Source organism: Silvania hatchlandensis (assembly GCF_025564065.1).
Taxonomy (GTDB): domain Bacteria; phylum Pseudomonadota; class Gammaproteobacteria; order Enterobacterales; family Enterobacteriaceae; genus Enterobacter; species Enterobacter hatchlandensis.
The window spans coordinates 127,239-147,009 of sequence record NZ_JAMGZK010000048.1 but is presented as its reverse complement, the minus strand read 5'-3'; the positions used below and the strand labels follow the sequence as shown (position 1 = coordinate 147,009).

Here is a 19,771-nt window from a genome sequence, read left to right as displayed (position 1 = left end):
ACTTTAAGTGTTGTGCTTCTCTGTCAGTCGCGTCACCCGTGAACGTGCCAGGGCGGCTCAATCGCCACCGCCCTGGCTACCCGGGCTCCCGGCAAGAAAATCGTCGCTACGCGGATTATTCGCCCCATCCTTGGGGCTCACCCCTTCGGGGCCAGCGCAAGCGCTGTTCAAAATTGCTCCCGGCAATTTTGTCCTCAGCTTATTCCTTCCGGCTTCGGGTCGGGCGAGATCCTACATCCATGTAGGTCACGCCCTCTCGGCGCATCCATGCGCCTCGCCCCGGCCTACAGGAAACGCTTCGGCGATTTTCAGCCGGACCAGGGTATCGCTGTAAGTGATTTATTCTCTTGTCGTTATTCCGTTGCTTTAAGATTAAAAATTACTGGGGATTGGTCAGCCCTCTCCCACAGGCCGCACCCCATTGTTTACCGACGGCGCAACAGCCGCAACGCGTTCGCCGTCACCAGCACTGTCGCGCCGGTATCCGCCAGCACCGCCAGCCACAATCCGGTCATCCCCAGCAGGGTGGTTACCAGGAAAATCCCCTTTAACCCCAGCGCAATGGCGATGTTCTGCCGGATATTGGCGCGGGTGGCGCGAGCAAGGCTAATCATCTGCGCTAAACCGGTTAAATGGTTATGGGTCAGCGCCGCATCGGCGGTCTCCAGCGCCACGTCGGTGCCGCTGCCCATCGCAATGCCGATGGTGGCCGCCTTCATTGCCGGGGCATCGTTAATCCCGTCGCCCACCATCGCCAGCGGGGTGTGGCCGTTCAGCTCGGTGACCGCCTGCACTTTATCTGCGGGCAGCAATCCGGCGCGGAATTCCAGGCCCAGCTCACCGGCAATCGCCGCCGCCGCGCGTGGGTTATCGCCGGTCAGGATCACCCCATTCACCCCCAGCTGATGCAGGGCGTCCACCGCTGCTCTGGCGTCATTACGCAGAGTGTCGCGCAGGGTAATAATGCCTTTTGCCACGTTATTTTCGGCAACGATAATCACCGTCTGCCCGGCCTCCTCCAGGGTGTCGATCTGCAGGGCCAACTGCGGAGCAGGGAATTTATCTGCCGTACAGATTAACACCGGCTGACCCTCGACCTGGGCTTCGATACCCGAGCCCATCAGCGTGCGCTGGGCGGTAGCGGCAGGGATGTTCAACCCTCGGGTCTGCGCTTCGCGGACAATCGCCTGTGCCAGCGGGTGGGTAGAACCTTGCTCCACCGCCGCAGCCAGCGCCAACAGCGCATCCTCGCTGATGCCGTGCGGATAAAGGCCGGTCACCTGCGGTTTGCCGACCGTCAGGGTGCCGGTTTTATCAAACGCCACCTGCTGCACCTGCGCGAGTTGTTCCAGCGCGGCACCGCCCTTGATCAGCGCCCCACGGCGCGCCGCGGCCGCCAGCCCGGAGGTAATCGCCGCAGGCGTCGAGATCACCAGCGCGCACGGACAGCCGATCAGCAGCAGGGTCAGCCCTTTGTAGATCCAGCCTTCCCATGGGGCGCTAAACAGCAGCGGCGGGACAACGGCGACCAGCAGCGCAACCAGCATAATCGCCGGGGTGTAGATCCGGCTGAAGCGGTCGATAAAGCGCTCAACCGGGGCGCGGCGCTCCTCTGCCTCTTCAATCAACTTCAGGATACGATCGATGGCGCTGTCGCCCGGTTCGGATAACACTGTCAGCTGCACCTGGCGATCGACGCTGGTGGCACCGGCGGGCACTTTTTCGCCGGCGGCGCGATCCACCGGGATGGATTCGCCGGTCAGGGCGCTTTCGTCAAAGCTGGCGGTGGCGGTGAGCAGCGCGGCGTCGGCAGGCAGACGTCCGCCTGCCGCCACTTCAATCACATCGCCCGGGCGCAGGTTGGCAATCGGCACGGTTTTGCGCTCACCGTTTATCACCTGGGTCGCGGTTTCTGGCTTTAGCGCCATCAGTGCGCTCACGCCCTTACGCGCCCGGCTGGCAGCCCAGCCTTCGAGACGTTCACCGATTAAAAACAGCAGCAGCACCATTGCCGCTTCTGCCGTGGCACCGATAAACAGGGCCCCGATGGCGGCCACGCTCATCAGCGTTTCAATGGCAAACCAGCTGCCGCTTTTCATCAGACGCAGCGCCTGACGGGCAACCGGGTAGAGCCCGATAAGGGTGGTGGCGATAAAGGCGAGGTTGCCGAGCGGGTGGTTGAACTGCTCCAGACCCCAGCTCAGGGCCATCATCACGATCAAGGTGATGAGCGGCAGGTTATCGCGCAGAGGGGAGGTTTTTTCAGCCGGGGCGTTGGCGTCGCGCAGCGTATAGCCCGCCTTCGCCACCGCCGCTTCGACCTGGGCTGTGATGTTGCTGGCCGCATCGACCAGCAGCTTTTCGGTGGCGAACAGCACCTGGACGTGGTTGACGCCCTGGATCTGCTTCACCGCATTTTCAACTTTCCGCGCGCAGGCGGCGCAGTCCATCCCGTTGACCACCCAGCTGTAACGCAGGCCGTCTGCGGGCGGCACGCTTTCAACCTGCGTTTCGCAGGCGTTTGAGGCGCAGCAATCGCTGTGAGCAGGGGCGGGAGTAAGCTTAAGTGCCGAAAATTTCGGCACTTTTTTAGAACTGTCTGGAGTCGACATGGCATTCTCCGGTAATGATAATCTTCTCATTTACCGCAGTCTACACTCTGGAGTCGACTCCAGAGTCAAGGCTTATTTAGATATACAGCGAACGCACAATCAGGAAGTGCCCGGCGAAGTAGCAGGCGGCCGCAATCGCGTTATCAGCGCGGAAGCGGCGGCGATAGTGGCTACCCAGCCAGACGATATTCCCCAGCAGCAGCAAGGTGGCACCGAGGAAGGCCGACAGGGCTGGCGCGGTCGGGCGGAAGAACCACAGTTCCCCCGCCAGCCACACCATCACCAGCGTCATGGCGATAAAGGTACACACCGGCCAGCGCATCTCTTCCAGCCGCGTCCAGACCACCGCAATCAGCAGGGCACCCATCACCAGCAGCGCCAGCGGCAGCGGCCAGAAGAATGACAGCGTCATCTGGCTGGCAAAATAGATGGTGTAAAGCAGATGCGATAAGAAGAACGCGCCCACGGCATACAGCAGGCGCTGGCGCGGCAGCAGGGTGAGGGCGTCACCTGCCAGCGACGCGCACAGTCCGGCGAGAACGAGGTAGCTGACAGCATTAAACATCGGTGCCTGCCAGGCCAGCAGCAGCAGGAGCAACAGCGTGACGGGTTTAAACACCCAGCGCTGCCAGGCCGGGCCACGGTAGGACGCATCGACATACAGCCATGCGGAGAAACAGACAGCGATAAATGACCAAAGCATATTAAGTCCCTGTATCTGTTATTGTTGAATAAACAGTTTCAGTTCAGTGTAGTGGCGCAAGCGGGCCAATGGCAATGCTCTGTGTCGCGCGCTATCCTGATTTCAGCCTGGTCTTATAGGATTGTCCAATGAGCAAGATGCCGCTTTTTTTTATTATCGTGCTGGCGATTATCGTGATTGCCGCGTCATTTCGCTTTGTGCAGCAGCGCCGGGACAAGGCCGATAACGATGCCGCGCCGCTGCTGGAAAAACGGGTGGTGGTGAGCAATAAACGGGAAAAAGCGATTAACGACCGGCGCTCCCGCCAGCAGCAGGTCACGCCCGCTGGCACGTCGATGCGCTATGAGGCGAGCTTTAAGCCGGAAAACGGCGGCCTGGAGATGACTTTTCGGCTGGACGAAAAGCAGTACCATCAGCTGACGGTGGGGGATAAAGGCGTGTTGAGTTACAAGGGATCGCGGTTTGAGGGGTTTGAGATCGTGCCGTGATTTACCCCTCACCCTAACCCTCTCCCCAGAGGGGAGAGGGGATCGCACGGAGCCGTGTGGGTGAGGGGTAAAAAATTACTTCTTCGCCTGCGCTTTAAACTTCTTCATCCACACCAGCAGCTCAAACACGCCGAAAATAAACACCCGCAGCTGCTGCCAGCCGGTCATTGGTGGGCCATCCTTCGGCAGGCCGCTTTTCAGCATGACCATCTGCAGGGCATGCATAAACGAGGTAAAAATCAGCGCCACGTTGACGAAGATATTCATCGGACGCGGGAACGGATGCACAAGGTTAAGGATCAGAAATGCCCAGACCCCCAGCATCAGTAAACGACCCAGATTAATCAGTACCGGCATCGGTCTCTCCTTGAGATTGACGGTGATAAAGACGATAGGCGACCTGACCGGCCACTTTCTCCCGGTGTAGATCCCAGTGGGCCGGCACCGGTGGTAACCCATTCTCTACCTCGCTTTCGACGTAGATCAGGGCATCATCCGCCAACCAGCCGTTGTTTTCCAGCAGCGTCAGCGTCTCTTCGAGCAGGCCTTTGCGAAACGGCGGATCGACAAATACCACATCGTGCGGCGTACCTGCCTGTGCAAGGAAGGCCAGGGCGTTAGTATTGACCACTTTGGCGTGCGTCGCTTTCAGCGAGGCCAGGTTTTGCTGTAACTGCTGGGAAACGCTGCGATCCATCTCCAGCAGCGTGGCGCTGGCGGCATAGCGAGACAGGGCTTCGAGCCCGAGGGCGCCGCTTCCGGCGAAGCAGTCCAGGCAACGGGCATCTACCATTGAAGGGGCCAGCCAGTTAAACAGCGTCTCGCGAACGCGATCGGTGGTCGGGCGCAGACCAGGGCTATCCGGCACCGGCAGTTTACGGCCTCGCCACTGGCCGCCGATAATGCGGATCTGACCTGCTGCGGCACGGTTGGGTTTCTTCATATCTTTGCTCGGGTACACCGACGGCCTGCGCTTGCAGGCGGTGATGTGCGTTAAGTTAAGTGATAAACTATTTCATCATTTTTTTAGCTTCCATGTATATAGCGCCAGTAATTAACCGCGAGGGGTGTAGTCGCAGATGGCAAAAGAGAAAAAACGTGGCTTCTTTTCCTGGCTGGGCTTTGGTCAAAAAGAGCAGGAAACCGAGCAGCAGAACGAAGAACAACCGATCGCAGAACAGCCCGCGGTTGTTGAACAGCCGCAGCCTGAAACCCCTGTTGAGACCGTCGCAGACGTAGAAGCAGAACCGCAGACCCACAGCAAAGAAGAGACTGAGGCCTTCGCTGAAGAGGTGGTTGAGGTCACTGAGCAGGTTCAGGAGAGCGAAAAACCACAGCCAGTTGAGCCAGCGTTTGTTGCCGTAGAGCCAGAACCAGAACCAGAGCCAGAACCCGTGGCCGTAGTGGTGGAAGAGATTGTTGAGCCGGTGGTTGAGACTGCCCCACCGCAGGCGGTAGAGCACGAAGAGCTGCCGCTGCCGGAAGAGATCGCCCAGGAGATTGAAGAAACGCTCCCGGAAGAGTACCTCCCGGAAACGGAAATTGACGCTGAAATCAGCGACGAAGAGCTGGAAGCGCAGGCGCAGGCGCTGGCGGCAGAAGCGGCAGAAGAAGCCGTTATCGTTGTCCCGATTGAAGAAGACGTCCCGGTAGAAGAGGTGGTTCAGGAGCAGGAAAAACCGACCAAAGAAGGTTTCTTCGCCCGCCTGAAACGTAGCCTGATCAAGACCAAAGAAAACCTCGGTTCCGGATTTATCAGTCTGTTCCGCGGGAAGAAAATCGACGATGATCTCTTTGAAGAGCTGGAAGAACAGCTGCTGATCGCCGACGTTGGGGTGGAAACCACCCGCAAGATTATCAGCAGCCTGACCGAAAGCGCCAGCCGTAAACAGCTGCGCGACGCCGAAGCGCTGTACGGCCTGCTGAAAGATGAGATGGGTGAAATCCTCGCAAAAGTGGACGAACCGCTTAATATTGAAGGCAAAACGCCATTTGTTATTCTGATGGTGGGCGTCAACGGGGTGGGTAAAACCACCACCATTGGCAAACTGGCGCGTCAGTTCGAGCAGCAGGGCAAATCGGTGATGCTGGCCGCGGGTGATACCTTCCGTGCCGCTGCGGTAGAGCAGCTGCAGGTGTGGGGCCAGCGCAACAACATTCCGGTGATTGCCCAGCACACGGGCGCAGACTCCGCCTCGGTGATTTTTGACGCCATTCAGGCGGCGAAAGCGCGTAATGTCGACGTGCTGATTGCCGATACCGCAGGGCGCCTGCAAAACAAAGCGCACCTGATGGAAGAACTGAAGAAGATCGTCCGCGTCATGAAAAAGCTGGATGTCGATGCGCCGCATGAAGTGATGCTGACCATTGACGCCAGCACCGGACAGAACGCCATCAGCCAGGCGAAGCTGTTCCATGAAGCGGTAGGATTGACCGGGATTACGCTGACCAAGCTGGATGGCACCGCGAAAGGCGGGGTGATCTTCTCGGTGGCGGATCAGTTTGGTATTCCTATCCGCTACATTGGCGTTGGCGAACGTATCGAAGATTTGCGTCCGTTTAAATCGGGCGACTTTATTGAGGCACTTTTTGCCCGAGAGGATTAACAATGATTCGCTTTGAACACGTCAGCAAGGCCTATCTCGGTGGGAGACAAGCGCTGCAGGGGGTTAACTTCCACCTGCAGCAGGGCGAGATGGCATTTCTGACCGGCCACTCCGGCGCGGGGAAAAGTACCCTGCTCAAGCTTATCTGCGGGATTGAACGGCCAAGCACCGGCAAAATCTTGTTCGGCGGCCACGACATCAGCCGCCTGAAAAACCGTGAAGTGCCGTTTCTGCGTCGCCAGATAGGCATGATTTTCCAGGATCACCATCTGCTGATGGACCGCACGGTATTCGACAATGTGGCTATCCCGCTGATTATTGCGGGTGCCAGCGGGGATGATATTCGTCGTCGCGTGTCGGCGGCGCTGGATAAGGTCGGGCTGTTGGACAAAGCGAAAAACTTTCCGATTCAGCTTTCCGGCGGTGAACAGCAGCGTGTCGGCATTGCGCGCGCGGTGGTGAACAAACCGGCGGTACTGCTGGCGGATGAACCGACCGGTAACCTGGACGAAGCCCTTTCCGAAGGGATCCTGCGTCTGTTTGAGGAATTTAACCGCGTTGGGGTGACAGTACTGATGGCGACGCACGACATGGGCCTTATCTCCCGTCGTTCGTACCGCATGCTGACGCTGAGCGACGGTCACTTGCACGGAGGCCGCGGTGAATAAGCGTGATGCAATAAACCAGATTCGGCAGATGGGTAATCGATTTGACCGTTTCCGTAAGCCCCAGGGCGGCGACAGCAATCGCAACGTGCCTAAGCGCAGTAAGTCGTCGCCGAAGCCAAACTCGCGCAAGACCAATGTGTTTAACGAGCAGGTGCGGTATGCCTTCCATGGTGCGCTGCAGGATCTGAAGAGCAAACCGCTCGCCACCTTCCTGACGATCATGGTTATCGCCATTTCGCTGACGCTGCCAAGCGTCTGCTACATGGTGTACAAAAACGTTAACCAGGCGGCATCGCAGTACTATCCGTCCCCGCAGATCACCGTCTATCTCGACAAAGCGCTCGACGATAATGCGGCGGCGCAGGTGGTGGGGCAGCTGCAGTCCGAGCAGGGTGTTGAGAAGGTCAACTACCTGTCGCGCGAAGAGGCGCTGGGCGAGTTCCGCAACTGGTCCGGGTTTGGCGGCGCGCTGGATATGCTGGAAGAGAACCCGCTGCCCGCCGTGGCGGTGGTGATCCCGAAGCTGGATTTCCAGGGGACCGAGTCGCTGAACACCCTGCGCGATCGCGTTTCGCGCATCAACGGGATCGATGAAGTCCGCATGGACGACAGCTGGTTTGCCCGTCTGTCGGCGCTGACCGGGCTGGTTGGCCGGGTGGCGGCGATGATCGGCGTGCTGATGGTCGCCGCGGTGTTCCTGGTGATCGGTAACAGCGTGCGTCTGAGCATCTTTGCCCGTCGCGATACCATTAACGTGCAAAAGCTTATCGGTGCTACAGACGGTTTTATCCTGCGTCCGTTCCTGTACGGCGGTGCGTTGCTCGGTTTTGCTGGTGCATTTCTTTCATTGATATTGTCAGAAATTTTGGTGATGCGTCTCTCTGCCGCTGTCACCGATGTGGCGCAGGTTTTTGGAACAAAGTTTGATATCAGCGGCTTATCGTTCGACGAGTGCCTGTTACTGCTGCTGGTGTGCTCGATGATCGGCTGGATCGCCGCCTGGTTAGCAACTGTGCAACATTTACGTCACTTTACCCCCGACTAAAAAATCTCTGATATAATCTTTCCCTGCATTGAGGACCGCTCGTGCAGGGAAAGAACATCTGATGTTTCTGCCCCAGCACAATCATCTCTACGTCACATTTTGTGCGTAATTTATCCCAGGTTTCAGTCGGAACTTGTGGATAAAATCACTGTCTGATAAAAGTGTGAATGATATTCTCGTTGCTCGTTAGTTCTGGCATGTTCGTTGCCTGATGGGGACAAACCGCCGCCAGAAGAAATAGATTGAGAGGAATGAATGACCAAAGAAATGCAAACTTTAGCTTTAGCCCCTGTTGGTAACCTGGAGTCTTACATCCGGGCCGCTAACACCTGGCCGATGTTGACGGCTGAGGAAGAAAAGGAGCTCGCTGAAAAGCTGCATTACCAGGGCTGCCTGGAATCAGCTAAGACGCTGATCCTGTCTCACCTGCGCTTTGTTGTTCACGTTGCTCGTAATTACTCGGGCTACGGCCTGCCGCAGGCGGATCTGATTCAGGAAGGTAACATCGGCCTGATGAAGGCGGTGCGCCGCTTCAACCCGGAAGTGGGTGTGCGTCTGGTCTCCTTCGCCGTGCACTGGATCAAAGCCGAAATCCACGAATACGTGCTGCGTAACTGGCGTATCGTGAAAGTGGCCACCACCAAAGCACAGCGTAAGCTGTTCTTTAACCTGCGTAAAACCAAGCAGCGTCTGGGCTGGTTCAATCAGGACGAAGTCGAAATGGTGGCGCGCGAGCTGGGTGTTTCCAGCAAAGACGTGCGCGAAATGGAATCCCGCATGGCGGCGCAGGACATGACATTTGATATGTCATCTGACGACGATGCGTCGGATAGCCAGCCAATGGCACCGGTTCTGTATCTGCAGGATAAGTCGTCTAACTTTGCTGACGGCATTGAAGACGACAACTGGGAAGAGCAGGCCGCCAACAAGCTGAGCTTCGCGATGGAAGGTCTCGACGAGCGCAGCCAGGACATTATCCGCGCCCGCTGGCTGGACGAAGACAACAAGTCCACGCTGCAGGAACTGGCCGACCGCTACGGCGTCTCCGCTGAGCGTGTGCGTCAGCTTGAAAAGAACGCCATGAAAAAACTTCGCGCCGCTATCGAAGCGTAATTTTCGCGAAGTCTCCCGCAAACCCTCGAATGCACATTCGGGGGTTTTGTTTTTTTAGCGCCTGACCGGGCGTTATCCCCTCTTCTGGCAAACACTTAACGTTGCGCTGTGCGCTGACTCGTTAAAGCCTCGCTTACCTTATATACATTTCAAAATAGCTATTCCAAATAGATAAAAATGGGGTATGTTTTAGCAGAGTATGCTGAAAAGGCGCGCACGGCAGACGCATAAACGAAATAAAGCGCCATAAAACAACACCACAACACAAGTTATAACCATAACAATGGGGATTCTCAGGATGAACAAGAAGGGTAAAGCATTACTGGCAGGATGTATGGCGTTGGCATTCAGCACCATGGCTCAGGCTGATATTAAAGTGGCTGTCGTGGGCGCCATGTCCGGTCCGGTAGCGCAGTACGGCGACCAGGAGTTCACAGGTGCAGAACAGGCGGTGGCCGACATTAATGCCAAGGGCGGTATCAAAGGCGAAAAACTGCAGATTGTAAAATATGATGATGCCTGTGACCCGAAACAAGCGGTTGCCGTAGCCAACAAAGTGGTTAACGATGGCATTAAATACGTTATCGGCCACCTGTGTTCCTCTTCCACCCAGCCTGCGTCTGACATCTATGAAGACGAAGGTATTCTGATGATCACGCCAGCGGCGACCGCGCCGGAGCTGACCGCGCGTGGCTATAAGCTGACGCTGCGTACCACCGGTCTGGACTCCGACCAGGGCCCAACCGCCGCGAAGTATATCGTTGATAAAGTGAAGCCAAAGCGCATTGCCATTGTTCATGATAAACAGCAGTACGGTGAAGGTCTGGCGCGCTCCGTGCAGGACAACCTGAAAAAAGCTAACGCCACTGTGGTGTTCTTCGATGGTATTACCGCCGGTGAGAAAGATTTCTCTACCCTGGTGGCGCGCCTGAAGAAAGAGAATATCGATTTCGTTTACTACGGCGGTTACCACCCGGAGATGGGCCAGATCCTGCGTCAGGCGCGTGCAGCCGGTCTGAAAACCCAGTTCATGGGGCCGGAAGGCGTAGCGAACGTGTCCCTGTCTAACATCGCCGGTGAATCTGCAGAAGGCCTGCTGGTGACCAAGCCGAAGAACTACGATCAGGTTCCGGCGAACAAACCGATCGTGGATGCGATCAAAGCTAAGAAACAGGATCCAAGCGGCGCATTCGTGTGGACCACCTACGCGGCACTGCAATCCCTGCAGGCGGGCCTGAACCAGTCAGCCGATCCGGCTGAAATCGCGACCTGGCTGAAAGCGAACTCTGTTGAAACCGTCATGGGCCCGCTGTCCTGGGATCAGAAGGGCGATCTGAAAGGCTTTGAGTTCGGCGTGTTCGACTGGCATGCGGATGGCACTGCCACCGACGCGAAATAAAAGCAAACAACTAACCCTCTCCCCATAGGGGAGAGGGGACTGCTCGGTGCGGTCTTTTAGAGGGGAACTGGCCGCACAAAATTCTGTTAACAACGCCGCTCCCAACCACTCTCCCGCTCCACAAACCCCAGCGCCTGCATAAAAGCCGTCATCACAGCGCGGTCTTCCACGCCGACATCCGCCATCCACCACGAAGCCACGCTCGGGTTATCGCGAATCACTTCTTCAATCAAATATTGCCCCACGCCGCGACGACGGGTGACCTCCCGCACGCGCAGGGAGTCCAGCGCCCCCTGAGTGCCGCTCAGGGTGATCCGCACCGCCCCGAGCAAACGTTCGTTAAAGCGTGCGGCATAGATACGATGCGTGTCATCCACGGTGAGCGAAGAGGGGGAATATTCCGGCCAGATTTTACCCAGGTCGATATGATCCTGGGAGCTAAAGTTCACCAGACGGTGGATGGTCAGTTTCATTAGCTGCGTGTCCAAATCAAAAAGAGTGTTGGCAGTGTACTCAATTTATTCAGCCAGACGCTTCCACTTTTTAAATCCATTCTCTAGCTGATTACTTTTTTAGCAGTCAAAAGCGCAGCCATAAAACGCAGGGATCGAAAAATAAGCAGAATATTAACCTTCAAGGCAGTGTTTTATTCCGCTCTTTGTACCGTTATTTTATGCTGCAAACCGGACTTTTATTTGTTTATCTCTGGCAAATTTCAGAATATTATCTTTGCTTAATCGCCTGAAATATAGAGATTTTAGTCTGGCTTTTGCTAAAAAACCTCGCTAAACCATTAAAGGCACTGGTAAAAATAGCGTTGTTCATTAAAAGTACAGAATGCTTTTTAACCATAATAAAACAAAATATAAACATCACGTCATGAATGGGGATTCAGAAATGAAAATGAACGCGAAAGCAATAATCGCGGGCATGGTTGCACTGGCGATTTCGCAGGCAGCAATGGCAGACGATATCAAAGTTGCTGTGGTAGGCGCGATGTCCGGCCCTGTTGCCCAGTGGGGCGATATGGAGTTCAACGGCGCGCGCCAGGCAATTAAAGACATCAACGCTAAAGGCGGCATTAAGGGCGACAAACTGGTTGCCGTGGAATATGACGATGCCTGCGATCCAAAACAGGCCGTGGCCGTTGCCAACAAAATTGTTAACGATGGCATTCAGTATGTGATTGGCCATCTCTGCTCTTCATCCACTCAGCCTGCGTCTGACATCTATGAAGATGAAGGCATTCTGATGATCACCCCAGGGGCCACCAATCCGGAGCTGACGCAGCGCGGCTATCAGAACATCATGCGCACCGCAGGTCTGGACTCCTCTCAGGGGCCGACTGCCGCGAAATACATCATCGAAAAAGTGAAGCCGCAGCGCATCGCGATTATTCACGATAAGCAGCAATACGGCGAAGGGCTGGCCCGCTCGGTGCAGGACGGCCTGAAAAAAGGCGGCGCTAACGTAGTCTTCTTCGACGGCATTACCGCGGGCGAGAAAGATTTCTCGGCGCTGCTGGCCCGTCTGCAGAAAGAGAATATCGACTTTGTGTACTACGGTGGTTACTACCCGGAAATGGGTCAGATGCTGCGTCAGGCGCGCTCGGTCGGTCTGAAAACCCAGTTTATGGGGCCAGAAGGCGTGGGTAATGCGTCGCTGTCCAACATTGCGGGCGATGCGGGCGAAGGCATGCTGGTAACGATGCCAAAACGCTATGACCAGGATCCGGCGAACAAAGCTATCGTGGATGCGCTGAAAGCACAGAAGAAAGACGCAAGTGGTCCGTACGTCTGGATCACCTATGCCGCCGTGCAGTCTCTGGCCACCGCCATGGATCGTACCGGCAGCAAAGCGCCACAGGATCTGATCAAAGATTTAAAAGCACACGGGGCAGACACCGTGATTGGGCCGCTGAACTGGGACGAGAAAGGCGATCTGAAGGGATTTGAGTTTGGAGTCTTCCAGTGGCACGCCGACGGATCATCCTCGGTCGCCAAATAATCACTATCCCACCGTCCGGCATGACCGGGCGGGTTCAGAAAGGTTAATTTATGTCCGAGCAGTTTCTCTATTTCCTGCAGCAGATGTTTAACGGCGTCACGCTGGGAAGCACCTATGCACTGATCGCCATCGGCTACACGATGGTGTACGGCATTATCGGCATGATCAACTTCGCCCACGGCGAGGTGTATATGATCGGCAGCTATGTCTCCTTTATGATTATCGCCGCCCTAATGATGATGGGGATCGACAGCAGCTGGCTGCTGGTGGCCGCCGGATTTGTTGGGGCGATTGTGATTGCCAGCGCCTACGGCTGGAGCATCGAACGGGTGGCCTATCGCCCGGTGCGCAGCTCCAAGCGTCTGATCGCGCTGATCTCCGCCATCGGGATGTCCATCTTCCTGCAAAACTACGTCAGCCTGACCGAAGGGTCGCGCGACGTGGCGCTGCCGAGCCTGTTTAATGGCCAGTGGATTGTTGGTGCCAGCGAGAACTTCTCAGCATCGATTACCACCATGCAGCTGGTTATCTGGATTGTGACCTTCCTGGCGATGCTGGCTCTGACGATCTTCATCCGTTACTCCCGCATGGGCCGCGCCTGTCGCGCCTGTGCCGAAGACCTGAAGATGGCAAGCCTGCTCGGCATTAACACCGACCGCGTGATCGCCCTGACCTTTGTCATTGGTGCGGCGATGGCGGCAGTGGCAGGTGTACTGCTCGGCCAGTTCTACGGCGTAATCAACCCGTACATCGGCTTTATGGCCGGGATGAAAGCCTTCACCGCAGCGGTTCTCGGCGGGATCGGCAGTATTCCAGGGGCGATGATCGGTGGCCTGATTCTGGGCGTGGCTGAAGCGCTCTCCTCTGCCTACCTGAGCACTGAATATAAAGACGTGGTCTCCTTCGCGCTGCTGATTCTGGTGCTGCTGGTGATGCCGACAGGTATTCTGGGCCGTCCGGAGGTAGAGAAAGTATGAAACCGATGCATTTTGCGATGGCGCTGCTCTCTGCTGCCATGTTCCTGTTGCTGGCGGGCGTCTTTATGGGCGTTCAGCTGGAACTCAGCGGGACTAAACTGGTGGTGGATGTGGCGTCTGATATCCGCTGGCAGTGGGTGTTTGTCGGTACCGCAGTGGTGTTTCTGTTCCAGCTGCTGCGTCCGCTTTTCCAGAAGGCACTGAAAAACGTCTCCGGGCCGAAGGTTGTGCTGCCTGCTATCGACGGTTCGACCGTTAAGCAGAAGCTGTTCCTGGTGGCGCTGCTGGTGGCCGCTGTCGCCTGGCCGTTTATGGTCTCGCGCGGCACGGTGGATATCGCCACCCTGACCATGATTTACGTGATCCTCGGCCTCGGCCTGAACGTCGTGGTGGGGCTGTCCGGCCTGCTGGTGCTGGGCTACGGCGGGTTCTACGCCATTGGCGCTTACACCTTCGCGCTGCTGAATCACTACTACGGTCTCGGCTTCTGGACCTGTCTGCCGCTGGCAGGATTAGTGTCTGCTGCTGCCGGTTTCCTGCTCGGCTTCCCGGTGCTGCGCCTGCGCGGTGACTATCTGGCGATTGTGACGTTAGGCTTCGGGGAAATCGTCCGCATCCTGCTACTTAACAACACCGAAGTGACCGGTGGCCCGAACGGGATCAGCCAGATCCCGAAACCGACCTTCTTCGGCCTGGAGTTCAGCCGTTCTGCCCGTGAAGGCGGCTGGGATACCTTCAGCAACTTCTTCGGCATGAAGTACGACCCGTCCGACCGCGTGATCTGGCTGTATCTGGTGGCGCTGCTGCTGGTGGTGTTCACTCTGTTCGTCATTAACCGCCTGCTGCGCATGCCGTTGGGCCGTGCGTGGGAAGCGCTGCGCGAGGATGAAATCGCCTGCCGCTCCCTGGGTCTGAACCCAACCCGCATCAAGCTGACCGCCTTTACCATCAGCGCCGCGTTTGCCGGTTTCGCCGGAACGCTGTTTGCCGCGCGCCAGGGCTTCGTCAGCCCGGAATCGTTCACCTTTGCCGAGTCGGCGTTTGTGCTGGCGATTGTGGTGCTCGGCGGGATGGGCTCGCAGTTCGCGGTTATTCTTGCGGCAATCCTGCTGGTGGTGTCCCGCGAGCTGATGCGTGACTTTAACGAATACAGCATGTTGATGCTGGGCGGCCTGATGGTACTGATGATGATCTGGCGTCCGCAGGGCTTACTGCCGATGACCCGTCCACAGCTGAAACTGAAAAACGGGCAAGCGAAAGGAGAGCAGGCATGAGTCAGCCATTATTATCCGTTAACGGCCTGATGATGCGTTTTGGCGGCCTGCTGGCGGTCAACAACGTGTCGCTGGACCTGCATCCGAAAGAGATCGTCTCGCTGATTGGCCCTAACGGGGCCGGGAAAACCACGGTCTTCAACTGCCTGACCGGTTTCTACAAGCCGACCGGCGGCACCATTATGCTGCGCGACAAGCACCTCGAAGGGCTGCCGGGTCAGCAGATCGCCCGCATGGGCGTGGTGCGTACCTTCCAGCACGTGCGGTTGTTCCGTGAAATGACGGTGATTGAAAACCTGCTGGTGGCACAGCACCAGCAGCTGAAAACCGGCGTCTTCTCCGGCCTGCTGAAAACTCCGGCCTTCCGCCGGGCGCAGGACGAAGCGCTGGACCGCGCCGCCACCTGGCTCGACCGTATCGGTCTTCTGCAACACGCTAACCGCCAGGCCAGCAACCTCGCTTATGGCGATCAGCGTCGTCTGGAGATTATCCGCTGCATGGTGACCCAGCCGGAAATCCTGATGCTCGACGAACCGGCCGCCGGACTGAACCCGAAAGAGACCAAAGAGCTGGATGAGCTGATCGTCGAGCTGCGCGACCATCACGACACCACCATCCTGCTGATTGAGCATGATATGAAGCTGGTGATGGGCATTTCGGATCGCATCTACGTGGTGAACCAGGGCACGCCGCTGGCAAACGGCACCCCGGAAGAGATTCGCAATAACCCGGACGTAATCCGCGCTTATTTAGGTGAAGCATAAGATGGAAAAAGCGATGTTAACGTTCGACAATGTGAGCGCCCATTACGGCAAGATCCAGGCGCTGCACGACGTCAGCCTGCATATCAATCAGGGTGAGATTGTGACCCTGATCGGTGCCAACGGCGCAGGCAAAACCACGCTGCTGGGCACCCTGTGCGGCGATCCGCGTGCGACCAGCGGGCGGATCGTGTTTGATGGCAAAGACATTACCGACTGGCAGACGGCCAAAATCATGCGCGAAGCAGTGGCGATTGTCCCGGAAGGGCGTCGCGTGTTCTCGCGGATGACTGTGGAAGAAAACCTGGCGATGGGCGGCTTCTTTGCCGAACGCGAGCAGTTCCAGACCCGCATCAAGCGTGTATACGAACTGTTCCCGCGCCTGTTTGAACGCCGCATTCAGCGGGCGGGCACCATGTCCGGCGGTGAGCAGCAGATGCTGGCGATCGGCCGTGCGCTGATGAGCCAGCCGCGTCTGCTGCTGCTGGATGAGCCGTCGCTCGGTCTGGCGCCGATCATCATTCAGCAGATCTTCGACACCATCGAGCAGCTCAGGAGCGAAGGGATGACCATCTTCCTCGTGGAGCAGAACGCCAACCAGGCGCTGAAACTCGCGGATCGTGGCTACGTGCTGGAAAACGGTCGCGTGGTGCTGGAAGACACCGGCGACGCGCTGCTGGCGAACGAGGCAGTGCGTAGCGCCTACCTGGGCGGATAAAAAAGCAAAAAGGCAACGCAAGTTGCCTTTTTTTGTGTCTGCACTCTTTCCCTGTGGGAGAGGGTCGGGGTAAGGGCACCAGACCAAACCCCACGCCACCCCTCACACCCTTCATATTTCCATCATCCCCCTGACGCCTTGTTGTCATCTCTCTGTAAACAAACGGTTATTTTTCTGTCATTCGCGCATGTCATGTTACCTCGCGAGCATAAAACGCGTGATATCGCGCATCCGGCACAATAAGAGAGATGACAATGACATCGTTACGACACACAGCTTTGGGTCTGGCAGTTGGTCTGGCTTTTGCGACGAATGCAATGGCTGTCACCAGCATTCCGTTCTGGCATTCCATGGAAGGGGAGTTGGGTAAAGAAGTTGACTCCCTGGCGCAGCGTTTCAACGACACCCATCCGGATTACAAAATTGTGCCGGTATACAAAGGTAACTACGAGCAGAGCCTGAGCGCGGGTATCGCCGCTTTCCGTACCGGCAACGCCCCGGCGCTGTTGCAGGTTTATGAAGTCGGCACCGCCACCATGATGGCGTCGAAAGCCATTAAGCCGGTGTACGAAGTGTTCAAAGATGCGGGCATTAACTTCGACGAATCGCAGTTTGTGCCAACCGTCTCCGGTTATTACACCGATTCCAAAACCGGGCACCTGCTGTCCCAGCCGTTTAACAGCTCCACTCCGGTGCTCTATTACAACAAAGATGCCTTCAAGAAAGCCGGTTTAGACCCGGAGCAGCCGCCAAAAACCTGGCAGGACCTGGCCGCGTACACCGCTAAGCTGAAAGCAGCGGGCATGAAATGCGGCTACGCCAGCGGCTGGCAGGGCTGGATCCAGATCGAAAACTTCAGCGCCTGGCACGGCCTGCCGGTGGCGACCAAAAACAACGGCTTTGACGGGACCGACGCGGTACTGGAGTTCAACAAGCCGGAGCAGGTGAAGCACATTGCCCTGCTGCAGGAACTGAACAAGAAAGGCGATTTCAGCTATTTCGGGCGTAAAGACGAATCTACAGAGAAGTTCTACAGCGGCGACTGCGCCATCACCACCGCCTCGTCCGGCTCGCTGGCGGATATCCGTCACTACGCCAAATTCAACTACGGCGTGGGCATGATGCCTTACGACGCGGACGCCAAAGGCGCACCGCAGAACGCCATCATCGGCGGCGCGAGCCTGTGGGTGATGCAGGGCAAAGACAACGGCACCTATAAAGGCGTAGCGGAGTTCCTCGACTTCCTGGCGAAGCCGGAAAACGCCGCCGAGTGGCATCAGAAGACCGGCTACCTGCCGATCACCAAAGCCGCGTATGACCTGACCCGCGAGCAGGGCTTCTATGACAAAAACCCAGGGGCGGATATCGCCACTCGTCAGATGCTGAACAAGCCGCCGATGCCGTACACCAAAGGGATGCGTCTGGGCAACATGCCGCAGATCCGTACCATCGTTGATGAAGAGCTGGAAAGCGTCTGGACCGGTAAGAAAGCGCCACAGCAGGCGCTGGATTCCGCGGTCGAGCGTGGTAATCAGCTGCTGCGCCGCTTTGAGCAGTCAACGAAGTCTTAATTTCATACCTGACCCCTCACCCTAACCCTCTCCCCATAGGGGAGAGGGGACTGCACGGAGCGGTCTTTTGAGGGGAAAAATCAACTACAGAGCTAAACTATGTCCTCATCCCGTCCGGTGTTCCGTTCCCGCTGGCTGCCGTACCTGCTGGTCGCGCCACAGCTGGCGATCACCGTTATCTTCTTTATCTGGCCTGCGGGCGAAGCGCTGTGGTATTCGGTGCAAAGCGTCGATCCGTTTGGGCTGTCGAGTCAGTTTGTCGGCCTGGATAATTTTGCTGCCCTGTGGCACGACAGCTACTACCTGGATTCCTTCTGGACGACCATGAAGTTCAGCGCCCTGGTCACCATCAGCGGCCTGGGCGTATCACTGTTTTTTGCCGCGCTGGTGGATTACGTAGTGCGCGGCAGCCGTATTTACCAGACTCTGATGCTGCTGCCCTACGCCGTGGCCCCCGCCGTGGCCGCCGTGCTGTGGATCTTCCTCTTTAACCCAGGACGCGGGCTGATAACCCATTTCCTCGGGGAATTGGGTTACGACTGGAACCACGCCCAGAACAGCGGCCAGGCCATGTTCCTGGTGGTGTTCGCCTCGGTGTGGAAGCAGATCAGCTACAACTTTCTGTTCTTCTTTGCCGCTCTGCAGTCTATTCCGCGCTCGCTGGTGGAAGCCGCTGCCATTGACGGTGCCGGCCCGGTCCGCCGCTTCTTCAAGCTGGCGCTGCCGCTGATTGCCCCGGTGAGTTTTTTCCTGCTGGTGGTCAACCTGGTGTACGCCTTCTTCGACACCTTCCCGGTCATCGACGCCGCCACCGCTGGCGGCCCGGTGCAGGCAACCACCACGCTTATCTACAAGATCTACCGCGAAGGCTTTGCCGGGCTGGATCTGTCGGCTTCTGCCGCCCAGTCGGTGGTGCTGATGGGGCTGGTGATTGTCCTGACGGTGGTGCAGTTCCGCTACGTCGAAAGTAAGGTGCGTTACCAATGATCGAGAACCGTCGCGGGCTGACGATTTTCAGCCACACCATGCTGATCCTCGGCATTCTGGTGATCCTGTTCCCGCTATACGTGGCGTTTGTTGCCGCAACGCTGGATCGCAGCGCCGTGTTTGAAACGCCGATGACGCTGATCCCCGGCGGCCATCTGTTTGAAAACATGAAAACCATCTGGACTCAGGGCGTGGGGGTCAACAGCGCCCCCTTCTGGCTGATGATGCTCAACAGCTTCATCATGGCGTTTGGCATTACGGTGGGCAAAATCGTGGTGTCGATGCTCTCGGCCTTCGCCATCGTCTGGTTCCGCTTTCCGCTGCGCAATCTGTTCTTCTGGATGATCTTTATCACCCTGATGCTGCCGGTCGAAGTGCGGATCTTCCCGACGGTAGAGGTGATCGCCAACCTCGGGATGCTCGACAGCTATGCAGGCTTAACCCTGCCGCTGATGGCCTCGGCGACCGCCACCTTCCTGTTCCGCCAGTTCTTTATGACCCTGCCGGACGAGTTGATTGAAGCGGCGCGCATTGACGGGGCTTCGCCGATGCGCTTTTTCCGCGACATCGTGCTGCCGCTCTCCCGCACCAACCTTGCGGCCCTGTTCGTGATCACCTTTATCTACGGCTGGAACCAGTACCTGTGGCCACTGCTGATTGTGCAGGACGTCAATCTCGGCACCGCCGTGGCGGGCATCAAAGGAATGATCTCCACCGGCGAAGGCACCACCCTCTGGAACCAGGTGATGGCGGCGATGCTGCTCACCCTTATCCCACCCGTCGTCATAGTTTTAGCCATGCAGCGCGCCTTTGTTCGCGGCCTGGTCGATAGCGAGAAATAA

19 protein-coding genes are annotated in these 19,771 nt (G+C 57.3%); 14 read left to right on the top strand and 5 right to left on the bottom strand.

Features of this window, described 5'->3' with window-relative positions:
- Positions 1 to 425: 425 nt before the first annotated feature.
- Both zntA and M8014_RS11810 read right to left on the bottom strand, forming a co-directional pair.
- Positions 426 to 2,612 (bottom strand): Zn(II)/Cd(II)/Pb(II) translocating P-type ATPase ZntA, encoded by a 2,187-nt coding sequence (gene zntA, locus M8014_RS11815; protein ID WP_271282627.1) that lies wholly within the window; start codon positions 2,610 to 2,612, stop codon positions 426 to 428.
- A gap of 76 nt (positions 2,613 to 2,688) precedes the next feature.
- Positions 2,689 to 3,315, bottom strand: coding sequence for a lysoplasmalogenase (locus tag M8014_RS11810; protein ID WP_271282626.1), 627 nt, complete (start codon positions 3,313 to 3,315; stop codon positions 2,689 to 2,691).
- A 128-nt stretch (positions 3,316 to 3,443) separates the two neighbouring features.
- Between M8014_RS11810 and M8014_RS11805 the strand changes: the two genes are divergently transcribed.
- The gene (locus M8014_RS11805; RefSeq protein WP_271282625.1) at positions 3,444 to 3,803 is read left to right on the top strand and encodes a DUF2500 domain-containing protein; all 360 of its coding nucleotides are present in this window, start codon (positions 3,444 to 3,446) and stop codon (positions 3,801 to 3,803) included.
- Positions 3,804 to 3,878: 75 nt separating this feature from the next.
- On the opposite strand, the gene M8014_RS11800 is transcribed toward M8014_RS11805, so the two are convergent.
- Positions 3,879 to 4,160, bottom strand: a complete 282-nt coding sequence (locus tag M8014_RS11800; protein WP_271282624.1) for a DUF1145 family protein — start codon at positions 4,158 to 4,160, stop codon at positions 3,879 to 3,881.
- Positions 4,144 to 4,746, bottom strand: coding sequence for a 16S rRNA (guanine(966)-N(2))-methyltransferase (gene rsmD / locus M8014_RS11795; protein WP_271282623.1), 603 nt, complete (start codon positions 4,744 to 4,746; stop codon positions 4,144 to 4,146). The genes M8014_RS11800 and rsmD overlap by 17 nt, the downstream gene beginning before the upstream one ends.
- 136 nt (positions 4,747 to 4,882) lie before the next feature.
- Here rsmD and ftsY point away from each other — a divergent pair, with 136 nt between their 5' ends.
- The 5 genes from ftsY (at position 4,883) to livJ (ending at position 10,634) form a co-directional block, all read left to right on the top strand.
- Entirely contained in the window at positions 4,883 to 6,409 is a 1,527-nt protein-coding gene (gene ftsY, locus M8014_RS11790) for a signal recognition particle-docking protein FtsY (protein ID WP_271282622.1), read from the top strand.
- Between the two features lie 2 nt (positions 6,410 to 6,411).
- The gene (ftsE, locus tag M8014_RS11785) at positions 6,412 to 7,077 is read left to right on the top strand and encodes a cell division ATP-binding protein FtsE (RefSeq protein WP_271282621.1); all 666 of its coding nucleotides are present in this window, start codon (positions 6,412 to 6,414) and stop codon (positions 7,075 to 7,077) included.
- Positions 7,070 to 8,122: a permease-like cell division protein FtsX gene (gene ftsX / locus M8014_RS11780; RefSeq protein WP_271282620.1), complete on the top strand. Its 1,053-nt coding sequence runs from the start codon at positions 7,070 to 7,072 to the stop codon at positions 8,120 to 8,122. The genes ftsE and ftsX overlap by 8 nt, the downstream gene beginning before the upstream one ends.
- 255 nt (positions 8,123 to 8,377) lie before the next feature.
- A complete protein-coding gene (gene rpoH, locus M8014_RS11775; protein WP_271282619.1) occupies positions 8,378 to 9,235 on the top strand; it encodes an RNA polymerase sigma factor RpoH in 858 nt (285 codons plus the stop codon).
- Between the two features lie 298 nt (positions 9,236 to 9,533).
- Positions 9,534 to 10,634: a branched chain amino acid ABC transporter substrate-binding protein LivJ gene (livJ, locus tag M8014_RS11770; RefSeq protein ID WP_271282618.1), complete on the top strand. Its 1,101-nt coding sequence runs from the start codon at positions 9,534 to 9,536 to the stop codon at positions 10,632 to 10,634.
- A gap of 86 nt (positions 10,635 to 10,720) precedes the next feature.
- Here livJ and panM read toward each other — a convergent pair whose 3' ends face one another.
- Positions 10,721 to 11,107 (bottom strand): aspartate 1-decarboxylase autocleavage activator PanM, encoded by a 387-nt coding sequence (gene panM, locus M8014_RS11765; RefSeq protein ID WP_271282617.1) that lies wholly within the window; start codon positions 11,105 to 11,107, stop codon positions 10,721 to 10,723.
- Positions 11,108 to 11,531: 424 nt separating this feature from the next.
- Here panM and livK point away from each other — a divergent pair, with 424 nt between their 5' ends.
- The 8 genes from livK to ugpE all read left to right on the top strand — a co-directional run bounded on the left by livK (position 11,532) and on the right by ugpE (position 19,771).
- Complete coding sequence (gene livK, locus M8014_RS11760) at positions 11,532 to 12,641, top strand: high-affinity branched-chain amino acid ABC transporter substrate-binding protein LivK (RefSeq protein WP_271282616.1); 1,110 nt, start codon at positions 11,532 to 11,534, stop codon at positions 12,639 to 12,641.
- Positions 12,642 to 12,691: 50 nt separating this feature from the next.
- Positions 12,692 to 13,618 (top strand): high-affinity branched-chain amino acid ABC transporter permease LivH, encoded by a 927-nt coding sequence (gene livH / locus M8014_RS11755; RefSeq protein ID WP_040078237.1) that lies wholly within the window; start codon positions 12,692 to 12,694, stop codon positions 13,616 to 13,618.
- Positions 13,615 to 14,892: a high-affinity branched-chain amino acid ABC transporter permease LivM gene (locus M8014_RS11750; protein WP_271282615.1), complete on the top strand. Its 1,278-nt coding sequence runs from the start codon at positions 13,615 to 13,617 to the stop codon at positions 14,890 to 14,892. The genes livH and M8014_RS11750 overlap by 4 nt, the downstream gene beginning before the upstream one ends.
- Positions 14,889 to 15,656: a high-affinity branched-chain amino acid ABC transporter ATP-binding protein LivG gene (gene livG / locus M8014_RS11745; protein WP_271282614.1), complete on the top strand. Its 768-nt coding sequence runs from the start codon at positions 14,889 to 14,891 to the stop codon at positions 15,654 to 15,656. The genes M8014_RS11750 and livG overlap by 4 nt, the downstream gene beginning before the upstream one ends.
- A 1-nt stretch (position 15,657) precedes the next feature.
- Positions 15,658 to 16,371: a high-affinity branched-chain amino acid ABC transporter ATP-binding protein LivF gene (livF, locus tag M8014_RS11740; protein ID WP_271282613.1), complete on the top strand. Its 714-nt coding sequence runs from the start codon at positions 15,658 to 15,660 to the stop codon at positions 16,369 to 16,371.
- A gap of 254 nt (positions 16,372 to 16,625) precedes the next feature.
- Positions 16,626 to 17,942, top strand: a complete 1,317-nt coding sequence (gene ugpB, locus M8014_RS11735; RefSeq protein ID WP_271282612.1) for a sn-glycerol-3-phosphate ABC transporter substrate-binding protein UgpB — start codon at positions 16,626 to 16,628, stop codon at positions 17,940 to 17,942.
- A gap of 99 nt (positions 17,943 to 18,041) precedes the next feature.
- Complete coding sequence (gene ugpA, locus M8014_RS11730) at positions 18,042 to 18,929, top strand: sn-glycerol-3-phosphate ABC transporter permease UgpA (protein ID WP_271282611.1); 888 nt, start codon at positions 18,042 to 18,044, stop codon at positions 18,927 to 18,929.
- Complete coding sequence (gene ugpE / locus M8014_RS11725) at positions 18,926 to 19,771, top strand: sn-glycerol-3-phosphate ABC transporter permease UgpE (RefSeq protein ID WP_271282610.1); 846 nt, start codon at positions 18,926 to 18,928, stop codon at positions 19,769 to 19,771. The genes ugpA and ugpE overlap by 4 nt, the downstream gene beginning before the upstream one ends.

Coding starts and splice junctions, on each gene's coding strand:
- livH (WP_040078237.1), top strand. CDS start 12,692: ATGTCCGAGCAGTTTCTCTATTTCCTGCAGCAGATGTTTAACGGCGTC.
- rpoH (WP_271282619.1), top strand. CDS start 8,378: ATGACCAAAGAAATGCAAACTTTAGCTTTAGCCCCTGTTGGTAACCTG.
- ugpE (WP_271282610.1), top strand. CDS start 18,926: ATGATCGAGAACCGTCGCGGGCTGACGATTTTCAGCCACACCATGCTG.
- rsmD (WP_271282623.1), bottom strand. CDS start 4,746: ATGAAGAAACCCAACCGTGCCGCAGCAGGTCAGATCCGCATTATCGGC.
- livF (WP_271282613.1), top strand. CDS start 15,658: ATGGAAAAAGCGATGTTAACGTTCGACAATGTGAGCGCCCATTACGGC.
- zntA (WP_271282627.1), bottom strand. CDS start 2,612: ATGTCGACTCCAGACAGTTCTAAAAAAGTGCCGAAATTTTCGGCACTT.
- ugpB (WP_271282612.1), top strand. CDS start 16,626: ATGACATCGTTACGACACACAGCTTTGGGTCTGGCAGTTGGTCTGGCT.
- M8014_RS11805 (WP_271282625.1), top strand. CDS start 3,444: ATGAGCAAGATGCCGCTTTTTTTTATTATCGTGCTGGCGATTATCGTG.
- ftsE (WP_271282621.1), top strand. CDS start 6,412: ATGATTCGCTTTGAACACGTCAGCAAGGCCTATCTCGGTGGGAGACAA.
- livJ (WP_271282618.1), top strand. CDS start 9,534: ATGAACAAGAAGGGTAAAGCATTACTGGCAGGATGTATGGCGTTGGCA.
- M8014_RS11810 (WP_271282626.1), bottom strand. CDS start 3,315: ATGCTTTGGTCATTTATCGCTGTCTGTTTCTCCGCATGGCTGTATGTC.
- panM (WP_271282617.1), bottom strand. CDS start 11,107: ATGAAACTGACCATCCACCGTCTGGTGAACTTTAGCTCCCAGGATCAT.
- livG (WP_271282614.1), top strand. CDS start 14,889: ATGAGTCAGCCATTATTATCCGTTAACGGCCTGATGATGCGTTTTGGC.
- ugpA (WP_271282611.1), top strand. CDS start 18,042: ATGTCCTCATCCCGTCCGGTGTTCCGTTCCCGCTGGCTGCCGTACCTG.
- M8014_RS11800 (WP_271282624.1), bottom strand. CDS start 4,160: ATGCCGGTACTGATTAATCTGGGTCGTTTACTGATGCTGGGGGTCTGG.
- ftsY (WP_271282622.1), top strand. CDS start 4,883: ATGGCAAAAGAGAAAAAACGTGGCTTCTTTTCCTGGCTGGGCTTTGGT.
- livK (WP_271282616.1), top strand. CDS start 11,532: ATGAAAATGAACGCGAAAGCAATAATCGCGGGCATGGTTGCACTGGCG.
- M8014_RS11750 (WP_271282615.1), top strand. CDS start 13,615: ATGAAACCGATGCATTTTGCGATGGCGCTGCTCTCTGCTGCCATGTTC.